The organism is Acinetobacter lwoffii (assembly GCF_024129115.1).
GTDB classification, from domain to species: domain Bacteria; phylum Pseudomonadota; class Gammaproteobacteria; order Pseudomonadales; family Moraxellaceae; genus Acinetobacter; species Acinetobacter lwoffii_T.
This window is the reverse complement of the sequence record NZ_JAMXXO010000005.1, coordinates 113,219-130,905: the sequence shown is the minus strand read 5'-3', so window position 1 is coordinate 130,905 and position 17,687 is coordinate 113,219. Positions and strand designations below refer to the sequence as shown.

Sequence of the window (17,687 nt, the reverse complement as noted above, 5' to 3'; positions counted from 1 at the left end):
ACCTATGCCTGACTGGCTAAAATTGCCTGTTTCATTAACTCGAGATCAAAGTCTCGGGTAATCACTGCTTCGCCTAATTGCTTTAATAACACCAGACGCAATTGTCCATTTAAGACTTTTTTGTCATGGGCCATATAGGCCAGAAAATCATCCAGAGGGATTTTAGGACAAACCACAGGAAGTTTGGCACGAGAAATGATTTTTTTTGTACGTTCTAAATCTTCTTGAGAAATCCAGCCCATACGCTGTGACAGATCCGCAGCTATCACCATACCGGTGGCAACAGCCTCGCCATGTAGCCAGACACCATACCCCAGGTAGGATTCAATCGCATGCCCAAAAGTATGACCTAAATTGAGTAAAGCACGTTCCCCCTGCTCCTTCTCATCATTGGCTACAATCCGCGCCTTATGCGCACAGGAACGGTAAACGGCTTCAGCAAGCAACTGTTCATCTCGAGCGGCCAGAGCATCCATATTATCTTCAAGCCAGACCAGAAATGACTCATCGCCTAGCAGCGCATATTTAATCACTTCAGCCAAACCTGCTGAAAGCTCTCGATCAGGCAAAGTAGCAAGCTGCGACATATCCGCCAGTACCACTTGAGGTTGCTGGAAAGCGCCAATCATGTTTTTACCGAGTGGATGATTGATCCCGGTTTTTCCACCAACACTTGAATCTACTTGCGACAGCAAGGTCGTCGGTACCTGAATAAAATACACTCCGCGCTGGAAACAGGCCGAAGCAAATCCGGCCATATCTCCAATCACACCCCCACCCAACGCAAGCACAGTACAGTCCCGATTAAACCTGGCTTCAAGCAGTGCATCAAAAATCAGGTTCAGATGCTGGCTATCCTTATATTTTTCACCATCAGGCAGAATGCAGGTCGCAACACGTTTGTCTAGAGCCTCAATCGCCGTTTGATAACGCTGCAAATAAAGTGGTGCAACCGTAGTATTGCTCACAATCATTACTTGCTTGCCATGAATATAGGGTGCCAATAAGGCCTGTGGATCCAGATCGCTCCCGATAAAAATAGGGTAACGACGTTCTCCGAGTTCTACATATAAGGTTTGCATGCTTGATTAACCACTTTATTCAATGAACTTAGTTTTTAGAAGTAATGAGATTGAGAATCCGTTGCGCCAGATCTCGTGCAGCACCCTGATTGGTCTCAATAATATGATGCGCCACTTCCCGATACAAGGGATCACGGACTGCCAATAAATCCCGTAACTTTTGTTCCGGATTTTCGACTTGGAGGAGGGGACGGTTTTTATCGCGATAGGTACGTTGCAGTTGAATTTCAACCGGCGTATAGAGATAGACAACAATTCCGCGCTGTTTCAGATAATCCCGATTTAAGGTCTGAGTAATGGCCCCACCACCAGTGGCTAAAACCAGATGGGGGCGTGAGGTAAGGTCATTAATGACAGCAGTTTCACGGTCACGAAACCCCTGCTCCCCTTCTTTTTCAAAAATCCAGGGAATGGTCGCTCCTGTTTTACGTTCAATTTCATGATCACTGTCTAGAAATTCACGTCCTAACAATTCTGCGAGATGTCGTCCTACTGTTGTTTTACCGGCCCCCATCGGCCCTACCAAATAAATATTTGGTAGGGTTTCAAACTCTTTGCTTGGCAAGGAGTCACCTATTCGTTTTGTTAAATTCAAAATATATTAATGATTTCTTGAAACACTGTCATTAACAATTCGAGGTGTAACGAAAATCAGAAGCTCACGCTTGTTATCCGACTTTAAATCTTTACGGAATAAACGCCCTACATAAGGAATATCCCCCAAAAATGGTACCTTGGTTTGTGCATTACGGGTTTCCTGCTCAAAAATACCGCCCAGAACCACGGTTTCACCATTATCCACCAAAACATTGGTGTTGATCTGGTTTTTGTTAATAGTGAGTTGTCCGGTCGGTGTCGGGTTGCCTGGAGAGTCACTGGTAATATTGAGTTCCATCTGCACTTTACCATCTGGCGTAATACTTGGCGTAACATCCAGACTTAAGGTGGCATCAATAAATTCCGTGGTAGACACTGCATTCGCACCACCACCCTCTGCTGACTGGTATGGAATTTGTGAACCAGATGCAACAGTCGCTTTTTGCTTGTCCGCTGTCAGTACTTTAGGGGTAGAAATCACCTCGCCATAACCATCTGCCTGAAGTGCAGAAAGCTCAAGATCAAGCATAAAATCAGAGAGACTGATTAAACCAAAGGCAATACGGCTTGCACCCTGACTAGTAACCCCCAAGTCCACATTAAGATTATCCGGTCGTTGAATCGTATACTTACCATCATCATCAGGTGTTTTTAAATCCCATAATGTAGTATCACTACCACCTACCAATAAATGATTATTATCAGTTATACCTTGAGACAGAAGCCCCCATTTCACCCCCATCTCTTTGGTGAAGTCAGTGGTAGCTCGCACAATACGTGCTTCGACCATCACCTGCTTGACCTGTACATCAAGTAGATCCACCATATTCCGGATTTTATCAATAAAGAGCTGAGTATCATTCACAATAATGGTATTAGTTCGTGCATCAACAGATACTGAACCACGTGAACTTAATAAACTTTCTCCACCATCATTATTATTCGTGCTACTCGAACCACCTGAGCCAGATGCCCCTTTATTCTGTGTAATCAGTTTTTCAATATCAGCGGCTTTGGCATAACTGAGCTGCATATATTCAGTTTGGATAGGGGCAAGTGCAACACTCTGTTTAATAGCCTTAGCTTCTTCCTCTTCAGCCTTAATCAGCTCTGCAACTGGTGCGATCCAGATCACATTGCCATTACGGCGTTTATCCAGATTTTTGGTTTTTAGCACAATATCCAGCGCCTGATCCCACGGTACCTCTTTCAAGCGCAAGGTAATGTTACCTTGTACACTATCTGCAGCCACCATATTGATATCGGTAAAATCAGCCAGGAGCTGTAGTACACGACGGACTTCGATGTCCTGAAAATCTAAAGAAATCTTCTTACCCGTATAGGCAACGGTTTTAGGACGCAATGGACTCTTGGCTTCTGGTCGTTTCAAACTGATGGTCAGCTTGTTATCAGTCTGATAAGCCATATATTCATAACTTTCCGCAGACTGAATCGTAATGACTCCTGAACCATTTTGATTCACAGCATCCACACTCGATACCGGAGTCGCGAAATCAGTCACATTGAGTCGACGGGTCAAATGTGCAGGGATTTTAGAGCCTAAAGTCCGCACAATAACTTTGGTACCCTGCTGCTGTACATCGACTGGTGTATTATTTCCTAGCAGATCAATAACGACCTGGCCTTCACCTTGCGCACCGCGCTGGAAACCAATATTACTGATACCCTGAGCTGACTGTTGCTGCACAGGTTGAGCTATGGCTACAGGAGTTGCCGAGTTAATTTTAAGAATAAAGGTATTACCTTCCACGCGAGTCGTAAAGGCTCCTGCCTCGGTCAAGTTTACCGTCAGACGTGCCCGCTGAGCATCCGAAGTGACATCCACTGAACTGGCTTCACGTGTTGCCACCGGAATACTGCTTTGTTTTAAATTCTGTTGTGCCTTGTCAAAGTCCAGAATCAAACGTGACGGTGATTCTAATTGGTAGGCCTGTGGTTGTGGTGGCAAACCATTGAACATCACCCGAATCTCAGTTCCTTGTCCAGGAAGCTGCATGGGTACTACATTGGTCATTGAAACCTGTGCACTAGCCGCTTGCATCACCGCAATCGCAACAGCACCCATGGAAAACTGACGAAACACACGATTCATTGTATTAACATCCCCAAAAATAAATTCTTTAATACTCTTATTCATTGTTATTCCTTTAAAACTTATGGCGCCGGCCCGATAAGAACCAAACTTCGCGGACGTTCCACATATCCCTCACGGCCATCTGGAATAATCTCAATCAAATCGATTTGTGTTGGTGTAATTCCAACCACACGACCATGATTAAGTCCCATATAGCTACCACGTTGAATCCGCTCAACCTCACCATCAGGCGTCTGGATTAAAGCCAGAATCTGCCCGGCCTGATTACGCATGCTGCCTTTCATGGTCAAAGTTTCCAGCGGATAACTTTCTAGCGGTTGCAGTTGACGTGATAGGTTTGGATAAACCCGTTTCCCCGCCATAATTTTCAGTTCAGCAGCCAAAGAACTTGGTAAAAAAGGACTTTTGATCTGATGTGCTGCATAGTTGAAGGTTTCAACTGGCATAAAATCAGGCGCAGGTTCAATCGGTAAAGGCGGCTGATTACGAATATTGGCCATTTCCTGATTGACTGCATCAATGCGTGAATCACATCCCAATAATAAAAACCCAAGCGTTAAAGCCGAAGTAATTTTAATGTTCTTCATTACTGCGCCCCCTGAGTAGTGCTGTTAGCTGCAGGCTGCGCTGCAGCGCCTTCCGCATTACCGACATAACGATAAGTTTTGGCTTTCACCACATAATCAATGACCGGAATTTCAGATTTTTTCTCTTTGTTTTCAGTACCGGTAATGGTGAAATCATGCAGCGTAACAATACGTGACAAGCCGGCAATACTGCTCACAAAGGAACCAAAAGCGTGATAATCCCCAGTAGCTTCAATCGCAATTGGCTGTTCAATAAAGAACTCTTGTTTAATTTCAGGCTCTAGACGGATATTTTTAAACTTCAGGCCTGAATTCACACCGCTCAGGTTAATATCTTCAACCAGACCCGGAATTTCAGTTTCTTTCGGCAACTGTTCTAACTGCTGGTTAAAACGGGCTTCCATTTCCTGAAGCTGGATTTGATATTGTTGTAAATTGCGTAATTTGGATTCTTTTTCGCGAAATTCATTCAGCAGGTTTTGTTCTTGAGCACTGGCTTGTGAAATTGACTCAATCGTGCTTCTGATCATGACAAAGTAAATCACCGCAAATGCCAGTGCCGCAATAAAAATCCAGCAGGTAATTTTGACCGACAAAGGCCAGCTACCATAGTTATTTGGATCTAATGTATTGAATTGCTGAAAAAACTTTTCAACAGTCATTTTATTTTTAGGTACAGCGACGACATCTTGGCCGAACTCATCGAATTCTTCATTACTCATGATGATGCCCCCGTAGTTGTAGCGACTGCTTGTTGTTCTTCGTTAAGTACTGGCTGAGCGATCTGATCCAGATCCACAGTTACAGTAAAACTGCCATAAGATTCTTCCACACGTGGAATAATCGAGCTCGGTGCCTTTTCTTTTGCTTCTTCAGCCACCAGGAAGGCATTCATAAAGGCATTCCGATACCAAGATGAAGCTTCCAGATTACGGAGCAGTTCTGCTACCGTATTTGGACTCTCAGCTCGACCTTCAATGGTAAACTTATCACCGATACGCTGGAATTTGGTGATATACATATTGCTTGGGGTCACCCGCACAATTTCATCAATCAGATGCACTGCAATCGGACGTTGGGTTTGTAGGCCCTGAATCAGTTTCATCCGTTCAACAATTGCATTACGCTGTTCTTGTAAACCTTCAAGCGCCTTTAACTGCACATCCAGATTCTGGTTGGTACTTTGAATCAGCTGATTGGCCTGCTCCTGATCTTGAAGCTTGTGATCATAATAAAACCAGGTTGAACCCGCTGCCGCTAATCCCAAGAAAAGCGCCCCCACGCAGATTGCCACGAATTCATTATTTCTTTTAATTCTTAGCTCATCACGCCAAGGAAGTAAGTTAATTCTTGCCATTAATCAAAACTCCTTAATGCCAAACCGCATGCAACCATGAGTGATGACGCGTCATTTTCAATTTTTTTAATATCAATTTGAGGAGAAAAGCCCATTTGCAAAAATGGATTCGCGATCGTGACACGGTAACCGAGTTTTTGTTGTAATAATTTTGCCAGACCTGGAATATTGGCATTCCCGCCGGCCAGTAAAATATGGTCAATCTCATTAAACTGAGAAGATGAAAAGAAGAATTGTAATGAACGGGCTGCCTGTTGTACCACGGCATCCAAGAAGGGTTCTAGGACTTCAATATCATAATCATCAGGCAAGGCACGGGTTTTTTTAGCACGTCCAGCTTCTTCAAAGGATAATCCATAACGATTCTGAATTTCCTGAGTTAATTGCTTACCGCCAAACACCTGCTCACGAGTATAAATAATCTTGTTGTTCTGCATCACCGACAAGGTCGTCATACTATGACCAATGTCTAAAATACCAACCGTATTGACCCCCATCGGTAAAGTATCCGAAAATACCTTAAAGGCATTTTCCAGCGCAAAACTTTCTACATCTGCAATCTTAGGCGTTAGACTGCTAATCTCTAAAACTTCAGAACGTGCTTCGACATTTTCAATTCGGGTAGCGACCAGCAGCACATTGACCCGGTTCGGATTGGCAAGACGGTCTGGCAGAACTTCAAAGTCCAGACTCGCTTCATCGAGTGGAAAAGGAATGTATTGTTCCGCATCTTCACGAATCTGAACTTCACGTTCATCATCTGACATGTCTGCATCCATCTCAATGATTTTGGTGATGACCATTGAAGTAGGAATCGCAAAAGCGGCCTGATTCGACTGGGTATTACCCAAATTAATTGCACGCCCAAGGGCATCAGCGACTGCTTCTGGGTTTAAGATGTTTTTTTCAACAACACTGTTTTCCGATAATGGGATCAAAGCATAGCTCTCTACCCAGTAACGGCCACTTTTTACAGAAAGTTCTAAAACCTTAACAGAAGTCGAACTAATATCGACTCCTATTAACCCCTTATTTGGTTTACGATATAACCTGCGCACAATACACTTCCTATTATTTTTTTGTCCCCAATTCAATCTAACTTACCAATTGGTCCAGTCTATAATTTTATATAGATACAATAACTCATCTAACAATATGGATATCGACAGGATATACTGACCGGTAATTAGTTCGCCATTAGCTCTTATTAAAACTTACTTGTTATGAAAAAGCTATCTTGTTCAGGCCTTGTTCATCCATTTTTTTTGATCATTATCATTATACTGATCTCAATTCCGATGGGTTTCTATGGCATGTATCTCTATATTGCCCCATCTTTGCCTGAAATGTCTACGCTTAAAAAGGCCCCTTTATTAAAGCCTTTACAAGTTTTTAGTTCAGATAATGAATTAATTGCCGAATATGGAGGCAAGCTTTCTGTTCCCGTGAAATATGAACAAATTCCGCCCGAGTTTATTCATGCTTTCCTCGCCGCTGAAGATTCCAGCTTTTTTGAGCATAGCGGGATCAGCTTTAAAAGCTTGGGACGCGCACTCAGTGAGACGGTGACCGGCTCGGATATACAGACCGGTGGTTCGACCATTACCATGCAAGTGGCAAAAAATTATTACCTTAGTCCTGAACGGACGCTGAAGCGCAAACTGACTGAAATTTTTCTGGCACGTAAAATTGAGCAGAACTTAAGTAAAGAAGAAATTCTGACCCTGTATGTCAATAAAATTTTCCTGGGGAAAAATGCTTACGGCATCGCAGCAGCAGCTAAAATTTACTATAACAAGAGCTTAGAAGAGCTTTCAATTGCACAAATGGCGATGATCTCTGGACTGCCTAAAGCACCTTCTCGATACAATCCGGTCGCCAATCCCAAACGCGCCCTGGAACGTCGTAACTGGATTCTGGGCCGTATGCTGCAATTGGGCTATTTAAACCAGAGCCAGTATCAGCAAGCCATTGCTGAACCGGTAAATTTAGATATGCCTGACCGGAGTACCCGAAACAAATTCCCGTATGTCGGTGAAATGGTACGCTCTGAACTGGTACAAAATTTTGGTGAACAGGCGGTAGATTCCGGCTATAAAGTCTATACCACTATTCATAGTGAACGTCAGGCCTATGCGGAGCAAGCGGTACAAGAAGGCTTAGAGGCTTATGACCGTCGACATGGCTGGCGTGGTGCTGAAGCACATGATCAACCTCTCGACAAGTTCCGTGCTTATGCTAACACCTATCCCGCGCAAGTAACCAAGGTGGGCACTTCCAGCTTTGAAGCACTCATGCAGGACGGAAGTAGCGTAACTGTTCCTTGGTCAGGTATGTCCTGGGCGCGTCGCTTTCGTAACGTCAACAGTGTAGGTGGCGCACCGAGCAAAGCGTCCGAAATTGTCAAAGTCAAAGATATTGTTCGCTTAAGACCCAATGAAAATAAAACCTCTTGGTCATTGGTGCAGATCCCCAATGTGCAAGGACAATTGATTGCCATCAACCCAAATAATGGTGCGATTGAAGCCATTGTCGGGGGATATAATTTTTATCAGTCGAAATTTAACCGTGCAACCCAAGGCTGGCGTCAACCTGGTTCTACCATTAAGCCTTTTGTTTATGCACTGGCTTTAGAACGTGGCATGACGCCACATACCATGGTCAATGATGCACCCATTACCATTGGCAAATGGACGCCACGTAACTCGGATGGCCGTTATCTGGGTATGATCCCGTTACGCCGTGCACTTTATCTGTCACGTAATACAGTCTCAGTGCGCTTATTACAGGCCGTCGGGATTGAACGTACACGTCAGTTATTCATGGATTTCGGTTTACAGGATAACCAGATTCCACGTAACTATACCATTGCCTTAGGCACCCCGCAGGTTCTTCCGATTCAGATGGCGACTGGCTATGCCACCTTTGCCAATGGCGGTTACCGAATCCAGCCGCACTTTATTACCCGTATTGAAGATGCCTATGGCAATACCATCTTTGAAGCCAAGCCTGAATATGCCTGCATTTCATGTATTAATGAAAAAGAAGAAACAGTTCAAGCCACTGATCCTATTACCGCAGATGACGAAGCAATTGCAATCAACAATACAACTTTAGAGCAAAAACAGGCTGCACCTAAAGTCTCTGCCGAAGACAGTAATTATCGTCAGGCACAGCGTATTTTAAAATCTAGCTCTGCCTATGACATGGCCAATATTTTGCGTGACGTGATTCAACATGGTACTGGCCGTGCTGCATTAAGAATTGGTCGCAGCGATATCGGTGGGAAGACCGGTACCACTAATGATGCCAAAGATGCTTGGTTTGCTGGCTTCAATGGCAAGCTGGTCACCGTGACTTGGGTAGGCTTTGACCAGCCGACCACCTTAGGTCGCCGTGAATATGGTGGTGTAGCAGCTTTACCGATCTGGACCGATTTTATGGGCAAGGCATTAAAAGGCCAGCCAGAAGCATGGGTACGTTTAGACCGCAATGCCAAGGCACCGGTGAATCGCAACAAAGCGGTTCAGGTTGATGAGCAGCAGAATGATCCGTCTTCTCCGCCTCTGGCGACAGCACTTTACCGTCCAGCACCTGTGGTCGTCCCGAAACGCACAGAAACTGACTTTGAGGATTTACCAGATCAACCGATTCGTTTACCAGATGATGAAGGTTCTGCACCTCAAGAACAGCCTCTTCAGCCGAACCGGGTAGACTCACTGGAAAATCTGATCGAAGAAGTTCAGTAATCTGACTGATATAAAAAAGCCCTCAGTTGAGGGCTTTTTTATATGCATTTTTTATTTTTTCTGGAACAGGTAAATCTGATATTGAGCCAGCAATTCAAACTGATCCTGCTGTTCGAGTGCCAAACGGCGTTCAGGCTTGGCCTTATAAGCATAGGGTGTCATGGCAATCAGGTTTTTTAAATCAGTCTGTGGCAAAATCATCGGTGCATCAACCACCTGCTCACTGATCAGATTAAACTCATCTTGCAGTTGCTCAACAAACTTCTGCGGCTCGTGTGGTTTCACTTCTTCAAACAGCGCTTCACGCATGGCATATAAATGTTGTGGTGCTGGTGTCACCACCATCAAATAAGACTTCGGCTTCAAGACCCGCAGGATTTCCTGTTTGGGAATCGGACTGAATAAACTGGTACACAGATCAATCGATTCATCCAGTACAGGCAAGGTTGCCCCGGTTCCCACCACCCAAGTAATGTCTTTATTCAGTCTGGCAGCCACCTGAACTGCATTCTTGGCAATATCAACTCCCACACATTGCAGCACTTCAGCCTGCATGGCATTGGTGTAATAGCCTTCTCCACAGCCAATATCTAAAAGGTTCTCAATCCGCAACTCGCGAATCTTTTCCACGACAGCCTGTTGCAAAGGCGCATAATGACCTGCACTAAGAAATGCGCGACGTGCCTGCACAGACTCAGGCGTATCTCCCGGGTTTTTGCTGTGCTTATGCTGAACCACATGCAGGTTCACATAGCCTTGTTTGGCGACATCGTAACTATGATGATTCTCACATCGCCATGTTCTTTCATTTAAGCTCAACTGCTGGCGACAGACTGGGCACATGAGTAAATTCATCATTTTCTCCAAAACAAAAAAGCCGGCATGCGCCGACTTTTTCTCATGCATTTTCTAACGCAATTTTAAGGTCATTAGACCCAAAACTACCAGCATAATCGTAATAATCCAGAAACGGATCACCACCTGGGTTTCACGCCAGCCTTTCTTTTCATAATGATGATGTAGCGGCGCCATCAGGAATACACGTTTATTGCGCATTCTTAATGAACCAATCTGCAGGAATACTGAAACCGCTTCCACGACAAAGACACCAGCCATAATCGCAAATACGATTTCCTGACGAACCATGACGGCAATCGTACCGAGCATTGCACCGAGAGATAAAGCACCGACATCCCCCATAAATACTTGGGCTGGATGGGCGTTATACCAAAGGAAAGCCAGACCCGCTCCGATCATGGCAGCACAGACCACCACCAGTTCAGACGAATATTTTACATAAGGAATATGCAGATAATTGGCAAAGCGCACGTCACCGGCCAAATAGGCAAATACGCCCAAACCTGTAGCAACCAGCACGATTGGCATGATTGCCAGACCATCCAGACCATCAGTCAGGTTCACCGCATTGGAGGCACCGTTAATCACGAAATAGGTAAAGATAATGAAGCCAATACCGAGTGGAATCATCGACAGTGGAATAGTTAGATCTTTAAAGAATGGAATCAGCAAATCCAGCATGTTTGCGGTATGCACCGGATTGGTCTGTTGCTGTGCAATCACATACAAGGCTATACCGGCACCTAAAGAACCGACTGAAGTCCAGAAGAATTTTTTCTTCGCAGGCAAACCCGCATTGTCTTTATAACGGATTTTAATCCAGTCATCAGCCCAGCCCACTGCACCGAAAATCACCATCACACCCAGTACAATCCAGACATAAGGATTGGAAAGATCCGCCCAAAGCAGGGTCGAAATACCAATCGAAAGCAGGATCAGCACCCCACCCATGGTCGGTGTACCCATTTTTTTGGCATGGTTTTCAGGAGCATACGAACTCACTGCCTGACCATATTTCAGCGCCTGTAGCTTGCGAATCATGATTGGACCAAGCACCAGACCAATGGTCAGTGCCGTCAAGACACTGAGCAAAGCACGTAAAGTTAAATAACGAACCACCTGAAACGTGCTGTCAAAGCCCGCCAAATGTTCAAAGAGCCATAACAGCATTTAGAGTTTCTCCATCAATGCAGCCATCAATGTTTCCATATGGGTAAAACGCGACCCTTTAAACAGGAATGACATCGGCTGAGGTTGATGTGTTTCAATCAAACGAATTAAAAACGGTAATGCCTGCTCCTGATTCAGGAAAGCCTGCATTTTTTTACCATATTGTGTACTACGGGCACCTTCTTGTGCGGCCGGCGCAAATTCACCCACAGCCACCACAAAATTAATGCCTTTAACCGAGACCAGATCGCGACCGAGCTTGTAATGCTCGATTGCGGCAGATGAACCGAGTTCACCAATATCGCCGGTGACCATCACCCGGATACCCTGCTGCTGCGCCAACACTTCAGCCGCTGCACGCATCGAACCCGGATTGGCATTGTAGGTGTCATCAATAAATAAATAGTCTTTATGCGGAATAAAATTCAGACGACCTTTGGCACCGACTGCCTGTTCCAGGCCAGCCACGATATCATCCAGACCAATACCGATCGCTAGGGCGAAAGCTGCTGCTGCAGTCGCATTTTCAACATTATGCTCGCCGGCAAACGGCAACTGAACTGTTTTCGAGCCTTGCGCTGTATTCAGGGTAAAACTTGAAGATTGAGCATCAAGGACTACATCGCTGGCATAGACTTCACCACCAGCACCAAAACTCAAGCTTTTTTCAGTTTTTACTGCGGCACGAATGGTTTCAGCAAAATCATCTGCAGCAGGAATAATTGAGGTTTCAGAGATATGCGCATAAATCTCGGATTTCGCGCGGCAAATCCCGTCACGACCGCCAAATTCACCTAAATGCGCAGTCCCGATATTAATGATCCCCGCCACATGCGGCTGCACCATTTTTGAAGTGTAATCAATTTCACCCTGATGACTTGCACCGAGTTCCATCACCGCATATTGATGTTCAGGACGTAGCTCCAGCAACATTACCGGCACGCCAAGGTCATTATTCAAATTACCACGCGTAACCAAGGTCGGTGCCAGACGCGACAGAATGCTTCCCAGCATTTCTTTAGTCGTGGTCTTGCCACTACTGCCGGTCAAGGCAATAACTTTGAGTTGAGGATTCTGCTGACGGCGATAAGCACCTAACTGTCCCAATGCCAGACGAGTATCTTCTACCACCAGTTGGCAAATATCGGCATCCACCGGACGGCTGACAATGGCAATTTCACAACCTTGAGCCGCGACTTGCGCAATAAAGTCATGCGCGTCAAAACGCTCGCCTTTCAGCGCAAGAAAAGCATCACCTGCTTCTGCATCACGTGAATCAGTCAAAATCCGCTTGATCTGGCCTGCAGGCTTTTTATCATTCAGCCAGTAGCCTTGGGTAGCCTGCTGTAATTGTTCTATGCTCCACGGCTCCAGCGCCGCAGTACTTGTTGTTGAGGTATGCATATCTGAATCCTAATGCGCTGAATAGGCTGAATCTGTGTTGCAATGCTGGGCATCAATCGCAGCTTGCACTTCGACCACGTCATCAAACCAGTGACGTACACCATCAATTTCCTGATAATTTTCGTGCCCTTTTCCTGCAATCACCACAATATCACCCGCCTGTGCGTGTTTAACCGCAAACTTGATCGCTTCACGACGGTCATGAATTTCATGATAGGTTTTGCCGGAAAAATCGATGCCATTTTTCATATCAGCAAAAATTTGTGCCGGATCTTCGGTCCGTGGATTATCAGAAGTGAGTACTGCGATATCTGAACCGTCTAAAGCAGCCTGAGTCATCAGTGGACGTTTACCACGGTCACGATCACCGCCACAGCCGAAAACAGTCCAGAGATTTTGTGAAACATGACGTTTCAAGGTCACCAAAACCTGGGTCAAAGCATCCGGGGTATGCGCATAATCCACCACAAACAGGCGCTCACCATCACGTAGCACCTGCATCCGACCGGGCGCACCTTTAAGCTGTGGTACAGTTGCAATCAAATTGTTCAGGTCAAAACCAGCCTGCTCCGCCATGATCAGACTGGCGACCAGATTTTCAATATTGAAATGACCCAGTAATGGACTGTTAACCACATATTCAGCAGAAGCAGTTTCTAGTTTAAAGTTCGCACCTGAAATGCTGTACTGAATATCCTGAACCTGATAATCCGCTTTTTGCTTGGTGGAATAAGTCAAAATTTTAGGCTGTGCCGGATTATTTTTCGCAGCATCCAGCATGATCTGTGCATGCTCATCATCGATATTGATGACAGCGACTTTTAAAGATTCAAACCGGAATAAATCCGATTTCGCTTCCGCATAAGCTTGCAGCGTTCCGTGATAATCCAGATGATCACGACTCAAATTGCTGTAACCCGCAATCTCGATATCACAACCATTCAAGCGACCTTGTTCCAGACCATGTGAGCTGGCTTCAATCGAGGCAAATTCCGCACCAGCCTGCGCATAGCCATGCAAGGCATTTTGCAGTTGCAAGGCATCCAGAGTGGTGTGCGAAGATGCTTCCAGATTTGGTAAAATCCCGTTACCTGTGGTACCCATCACTGCACAGGCTTTACCTTGCAGCATGATGAATTCAGCCACCAAGCGAGAAATCGTGGTTTTACCATTGGTGCCGGTAACTGCCAGAATTCGAGCAGCTTGAACAGGTTGAGTCGCTTGCAAATACTGCTTTTGCCACTGCCCCATCAGATGACGTACATCTGCCACTACCAGATTTGGAGATACCCCCAGCTCAGTTTCTGAAATCACGGCCAATGCACCCTGCTCTAAGGCTTTCTGGGCAAATTGAGCAGTTTTTTCCGGTTGAGACAGACTGGTCAGGGCAATAAAAATCTGTCCCGGTTTAACTTTACGACTATCCAGCTCGAAGCCCTGAAAGGATTGCTTCATCCAGTCAGCGACATCGTGAGGGGTGTAGAGATCTTGAAATGTAATAGACATTGATCACCTATTTACTGGACTTTGGGAGGTTCTAAAGGTTTGTCCAGAGGGACATTCAGCAGACGCAAGGATTCCTGCATCACGCGGGCAAAGACCGGTGCGGATACCGTACCGCCATAGTAGGTGCCTTGTGGGTTTTCCACCACCACCACCATGGCAATCCGTGGATCACTGACTGGTGCTACGCCGGCAAATAAAGCCCGGTATTCACTGGTTGAATAACCTTTACGGTCAGCACGCAGCTTATGTGCAGTACCGGTTTTACCTGCCACGCGATAGCCTGGAATGGTGGCGCGAGTTGCTGTACCACCTGGCAAGGTTGCGGTTTCCATCATCAGCAGGACCTGATCGGCAATATTGGCATCGATCATCTGCTCACCTTGGGGCTGTTCTTCCAGCTTATACAGGCTCAGTGGCATTTTCACGCCTTTATTGGCCAGCATGGCATAGGCATCAGCTAGCTGAAGTACCGTCGCGTTCAGACCATAACCATAGGACATAGTCGCCACTTCTGATACATTCCATTTGCTTGGTGGAAGAATCAAACCGGCACTTTCACCCGGGAATTTCACCGCTGAACGCTGACCAAAACCCAGACGTTTATAGAAGGTTGGTAAGGTTTCATACGGCAACGATAAGGCCAGTTTTGCCACACCAACGTTAGAGGATTTCTGTAGAATGCCGCCGAGTGTCAACTGACCATAGTTATGCGTATCACGAATGGTATGATTACCAACCCGCATACTGCCCGGTGTGGTATTCACGACTGAATTCGCCGTATATTTGCCACTTTCCAAGGCCATCGCTACAGTGAGCGGCTTCATGGTCGAGCCCGGCTCGAAAGAATCGACTGCACCGCGGTTACGCATGGCATCCTTATTGAGCAGGCTGTTTTTATCATTCGGGTTATAGGATGGCCATGATGACAGCGCCAGAATTTCACCGGTTTTGACATCTACCGCAATCGCAGTCGCTGAACGGGCATTATTGGCAACTCCGGCCGCAGTCAGCTCACGGTACATGATATATTGCAGACGCGAGTCGATACTTAAGGTAATATTTTCGCCCGGTTCAACTTCTTTAATCACTTCCGGTTCTTTGACCCGGTTACCTTTTTTATCGCGAATGATCTGCTGTTCGCCATCCTTTCCGGAAAGACGGCTATTCAGCTGCATTTCCAGACCTTCAATGCCGCTGCCTTCGCTATTGGTCAGACCAATAATCTGAGAGTTCGGCTGTGGCTGCGGATAATAGCGCTTATAGTTTTTCTCGGTATATACGCCCTGAAAATTACGCTTCATGATCAGTTCGGCCTGTTGTGGTGGAACTTCTTTTTTCAGGATCAGATAACGTGAACGCGGACGTTCTTGCATTTTTTTGCGCAATTCTGCCCGATCCATACCGACCGCATCCGCCAGCTCATCCAGATTCAGGTTTTTATCTGGTAACTGACGTTTCAATTTGCGGCTATTCGGTTCTTTTTCCAGCGCCAGCATGGTCTCGTCATAGAGTTTTTTATTATCAAAATAATCACGTGGATCAATCACAATTTTCATGATTGGGGTACTGATCGCCAATGGAATGCCATTACGATCATAAATTACGCCACGCATTGCCTTAATGGTATTGGTTCTTAAAATATTGGCATTGGCTTTATTTTGCAAAAAATCTTTATTAATAATCTGCACATAGAAAGCACGGCAAATCAGTGTTACGAAACACAGCAGCACCACCGCCCACATGATGTAAAAACGATTGATATAAACATTTGAGGCATTTTTGTCGGTGACCGATTGTTTTTTACGTACCGGTTGCTTCTTTCTCTTGTCTACCATGTCGGAACGCTAGCCTTATTTTTTCTCATCTGAAGTTTGTGGTAAGGAAATCACGACACTTTGTGAAACCGGAGGTGAATACATACGCAGCTGTGTCACTGCACGCGTACCGATCTGTGCCGTCGCGCCAAAAGTTTGCTGCTCAATCAGCAAACGCCCCCACTCTGCATTCAGGTCATCACGCTCACGCAAATAGCTGCTCAGTTTTCGGGTGTCCTGACGGTATTCAAACACCTGAAATACCACAAATACTGCACTGATGAAGACCATCAATATCAGCATGAGATAGATTGTAACTTTTTTCAGCCACAATTTTTCTGTTTTTTTATCAACCACTTCCGTTTTCATGATCTGCCTATTAAGCTAAACGCTCTGCTACCCGGAGCCATGCACTACGTGAACGAGGATTGGCTTTGACCTCCTCATCACTGGCTTTAACACGAGAAACTTTCTTTAAACGTCGCGTATCTTTCTGTTGTTGTGGCATTCCCCAGCCTGAATCTTCTTCAAGCGTTGACTCTTTTTGAATAAATTGTTTAATCAAACGGTCTTCCAGTGAGTGGAAGCTAATTACCGCCAAACGTGCTTCTGGCTTTAAGATTTCAACGGCCTGAGGCAAGAAGATTTCAATATCTTCTAATTCCTTATTAATAGCAATACGAATCGCCTGGAAAGTACGGGTCGCAGCATGCTTATTTTTTTCCCATTTCGGGTGCGCTACTTTTACGATCTCAGCCAGCTTTGCCGTAGTATCAATATATCCGGCAGCTTTAATCGCTTTGGCAATACGGCGGCTATAACGCTCTTCACCATATTTAAAAATAATATTGGCTAATGCTTCTTCTTCAATCTGGGTCAGCCATTCTGCTGCAGTTGGACCTTGCGAGTTGTCCATACGCATATCCAGCGGGCCGTCTTTCATAAAACTGAAACCACGTTCAGCCTGATCCAGCTGAGGTGAAGAAACACCCAGATCTGCCATTACCCCATCTACCTGTTCAATGCCCAGTTCAGCCAATGCATCTTTCAGATCAGCAAAGCTGGCATGAATAATTTTAAAACGTGAATCTTCTTGTTCGAGTTCAGCCGCCACCGCCAGTGCTTGTGGATCTTTATCAAAGGCATAGACGCGTGCATTTTCATCTAATTTGGACAGCAATAAACGCGTATGTCCACCACGGCCAAAGGTTCCATCCACATAAGTTCCCGTATTGCGACCCGCCAACAAGGCATCAATCGTTTCGTGAAGTAATACAGAAATATGTGACATAAAAACTCAATCAATAGGGGGAAAAATTTAACTGCACATTATCACCCTGTTTAGGCAAAGCTCCAAACGACTTTTTGTAGATAAATATTACTTTCCATAGAGAAAACCGTTTTAGCATTTTTCTCATACAAAAAAGCCTCCAAAAACCGGAGGCTT

General features: G+C 45.4%; 15 protein-coding genes. 1 reads left to right on the top strand and 14 read right to left on the bottom strand.

Going from position 1 to position 17,687, the window contains the following annotated elements:
- Positions 1–2: 2 nt before the first annotated feature.
- Genes aroB through NI470_RS06595 form a run of 7 tightly spaced genes read right to left on the bottom strand, consistent with a single transcriptional unit; the run spans position 3 to position 6,797 of the window.
- The gene (aroB, locus tag NI470_RS06625; RefSeq protein ID WP_184412764.1) at positions 3–1,082 is read right to left on the bottom strand and encodes a 3-dehydroquinate synthase; all 1,080 of its coding nucleotides are present in this window, start codon (positions 1,080–1,082) and stop codon (positions 3–5) included.
- A gap of 28 nt (positions 1,083–1,110) precedes the next feature.
- Positions 1,111–1,647, bottom strand: coding sequence for a shikimate kinase AroK (gene aroK, locus NI470_RS06620; RefSeq protein ID WP_005101380.1), 537 nt, complete (start codon positions 1,645–1,647; stop codon positions 1,111–1,113).
- Positions 1,648–1,683: 36 nt separating this feature from the next.
- Positions 1,684–3,837 (bottom strand): type IV pilus secretin PilQ, encoded by a 2,154-nt coding sequence (locus NI470_RS06615; protein WP_253147974.1) that lies wholly within the window; start codon positions 3,835–3,837, stop codon positions 1,684–1,686.
- 17 nt (positions 3,838–3,854) lie between these two features.
- A complete protein-coding gene (locus NI470_RS06610) occupies positions 3,855–4,382 on the bottom strand; it encodes a pilus assembly protein PilP (protein ID WP_004732447.1) in 528 nt (175 codons plus the stop codon).
- Positions 4,382–5,104 (bottom strand): type IV pilus inner membrane component PilO, encoded by a 723-nt coding sequence (locus NI470_RS06605; RefSeq protein ID WP_004281143.1) that lies wholly within the window; start codon positions 5,102–5,104, stop codon positions 4,382–4,384. Before NI470_RS06605 ends, NI470_RS06610 begins: the two co-directional genes overlap by 1 nt.
- On the bottom strand, positions 5,101–5,739 hold the full coding sequence (locus tag NI470_RS06600; RefSeq protein ID WP_004281141.1) for a PilN domain-containing protein: 639 nt from the start codon (positions 5,737–5,739) through the stop codon (positions 5,101–5,103). Before NI470_RS06600 ends, NI470_RS06605 begins: the two co-directional genes overlap by 4 nt.
- The gene (locus NI470_RS06595; RefSeq protein ID WP_005263891.1) at positions 5,739–6,797 is read right to left on the bottom strand and encodes a pilus assembly protein PilM; all 1,059 of its coding nucleotides are present in this window, start codon (positions 6,795–6,797) and stop codon (positions 5,739–5,741) included. Before NI470_RS06595 ends, NI470_RS06600 begins: the two co-directional genes overlap by 1 nt.
- A 165-nt stretch (positions 6,798–6,962) precedes the next feature.
- Here NI470_RS06595 and ponA point away from each other — a divergent pair, with 165 nt between their 5' ends.
- The gene (ponA, locus tag NI470_RS06590; RefSeq protein ID WP_253147975.1) at positions 6,963–9,488 is read left to right on the top strand and encodes a penicillin-binding protein PBP1a; all 2,526 of its coding nucleotides are present in this window, start codon (positions 6,963–6,965) and stop codon (positions 9,486–9,488) included.
- Positions 9,489–9,539: 51 nt separating this feature from the next.
- Here the strand turns inward: ponA and NI470_RS06585 are convergent, their stop codons facing one another.
- The 7 genes from NI470_RS06585 to rsmH form a co-directional block, all read right to left on the bottom strand.
- Positions 9,540–10,343 (bottom strand): putative RNA methyltransferase, encoded by an 804-nt coding sequence (locus tag NI470_RS06585; protein WP_253147976.1) that lies wholly within the window; start codon positions 10,341–10,343, stop codon positions 9,540–9,542.
- Positions 10,344–10,397: 54 nt separating this feature from the next.
- A complete protein-coding gene (gene mraY / locus NI470_RS06580; RefSeq protein ID WP_253147977.1) occupies positions 10,398–11,516 on the bottom strand; it encodes a phospho-N-acetylmuramoyl-pentapeptide-transferase in 1,119 nt (372 codons plus the stop codon).
- A complete protein-coding gene (locus NI470_RS06575) occupies positions 11,517–12,920 on the bottom strand; it encodes a UDP-N-acetylmuramoyl-tripeptide--D-alanyl-D-alanine ligase (RefSeq protein ID WP_253147978.1) in 1,404 nt (467 codons plus the stop codon).
- Positions 12,921–12,929: 9 nt separating this feature from the next.
- Positions 12,930–14,426, bottom strand: a complete 1,497-nt coding sequence (locus NI470_RS06570) for a UDP-N-acetylmuramoyl-L-alanyl-D-glutamate--2,6-diaminopimelate ligase (protein ID WP_253147979.1) — start codon at positions 14,424–14,426, stop codon at positions 12,930–12,932.
- An 11-nt stretch (positions 14,427–14,437) separates the two neighbouring features.
- Positions 14,438–16,261, bottom strand: a complete 1,824-nt coding sequence (ftsI, locus tag NI470_RS06565; protein ID WP_004732461.1) for a penicillin-binding protein PBP3 — start codon at positions 16,259–16,261, stop codon at positions 14,438–14,440.
- A gap of 15 nt (positions 16,262–16,276) precedes the next feature.
- Positions 16,277–16,543 carry a cell division protein FtsL gene (gene ftsL, locus NI470_RS06560; protein ID WP_416201980.1) on the bottom strand — a complete coding sequence of 89 codons (267 nt, stop codon included), beginning with the start codon at positions 16,541–16,543 and terminating at the stop codon, positions 16,277–16,279.
- Positions 16,544–16,619: 76 nt separating this feature from the next.
- Positions 16,620–17,531: a 16S rRNA (cytosine(1402)-N(4))-methyltransferase RsmH gene (rsmH, locus tag NI470_RS06555; RefSeq protein ID WP_085064331.1), complete on the bottom strand. Its 912-nt coding sequence runs from the start codon at positions 17,529–17,531 to the stop codon at positions 16,620–16,622.
- Between the last annotated feature and the right edge of the window lie 156 nt (positions 17,532–17,687).

Excerpts from the sequence above, each read along its gene's own strand:
- aroB (WP_184412764.1), bottom strand. The coding sequence starts at position 1,082 with ATGCAAACCTTATATGTAGAACTCGGAGAACGTCGTTACCCTATTTTT.
- NI470_RS06600 (WP_004281141.1), bottom strand. The coding sequence starts at position 5,739 with ATGGCAAGAATTAACTTACTTCCTTGGCGTGATGAGCTAAGAATTAAA.
- NI470_RS06570 (WP_253147979.1), bottom strand. The coding sequence starts at position 14,426 with ATGTCTATTACATTTCAAGATCTCTACACCCCTCACGATGTCGCTGAC.
- NI470_RS06610 (WP_004732447.1), bottom strand. The coding sequence starts at position 4,382 with ATGAAGAACATTAAAATTACTTCGGCTTTAACGCTTGGGTTTTTATTA.
- NI470_RS06575 (WP_253147978.1), bottom strand. The coding sequence starts at position 12,920 with ATGCATACCTCAACAACAAGTACTGCGGCGCTGGAGCCGTGGAGCATA.
- NI470_RS06605 (WP_004281143.1), bottom strand. The coding sequence starts at position 5,104 with ATGAGTAATGAAGAATTCGATGAGTTCGGCCAAGATGTCGTCGCTGTA.
- ftsI (WP_004732461.1), bottom strand. The coding sequence starts at position 16,261 with ATGGTAGACAAGAGAAAGAAGCAACCGGTACGTAAAAAACAATCGGTC.
- rsmH (WP_085064331.1), bottom strand. The coding sequence starts at position 17,531 with ATGTCACATATTTCTGTATTACTTCACGAAACGATTGATGCCTTGTTG.
- ponA (WP_253147975.1), top strand. The coding sequence starts at position 6,963 with ATGAAAAAGCTATCTTGTTCAGGCCTTGTTCATCCATTTTTTTTGATC.
- NI470_RS06615 (WP_253147974.1), bottom strand. The coding sequence starts at position 3,837 with ATGAATAAGAGTATTAAAGAATTTATTTTTGGGGATGTTAATACAATG.
- NI470_RS06585 (WP_253147976.1), bottom strand. The coding sequence starts at position 10,343 with ATGAATTTACTCATGTGCCCAGTCTGTCGCCAGCAGTTGAGCTTAAAT.
- ftsL (WP_416201980.1), bottom strand. The coding sequence starts at position 16,543 with ATGCTGATATTGATGGTCTTCATCAGTGCAGTATTTGTGGTATTTCAG.
- mraY (WP_253147977.1), bottom strand. The coding sequence starts at position 11,516 with ATGCTGTTATGGCTCTTTGAACATTTGGCGGGCTTTGACAGCACGTTT.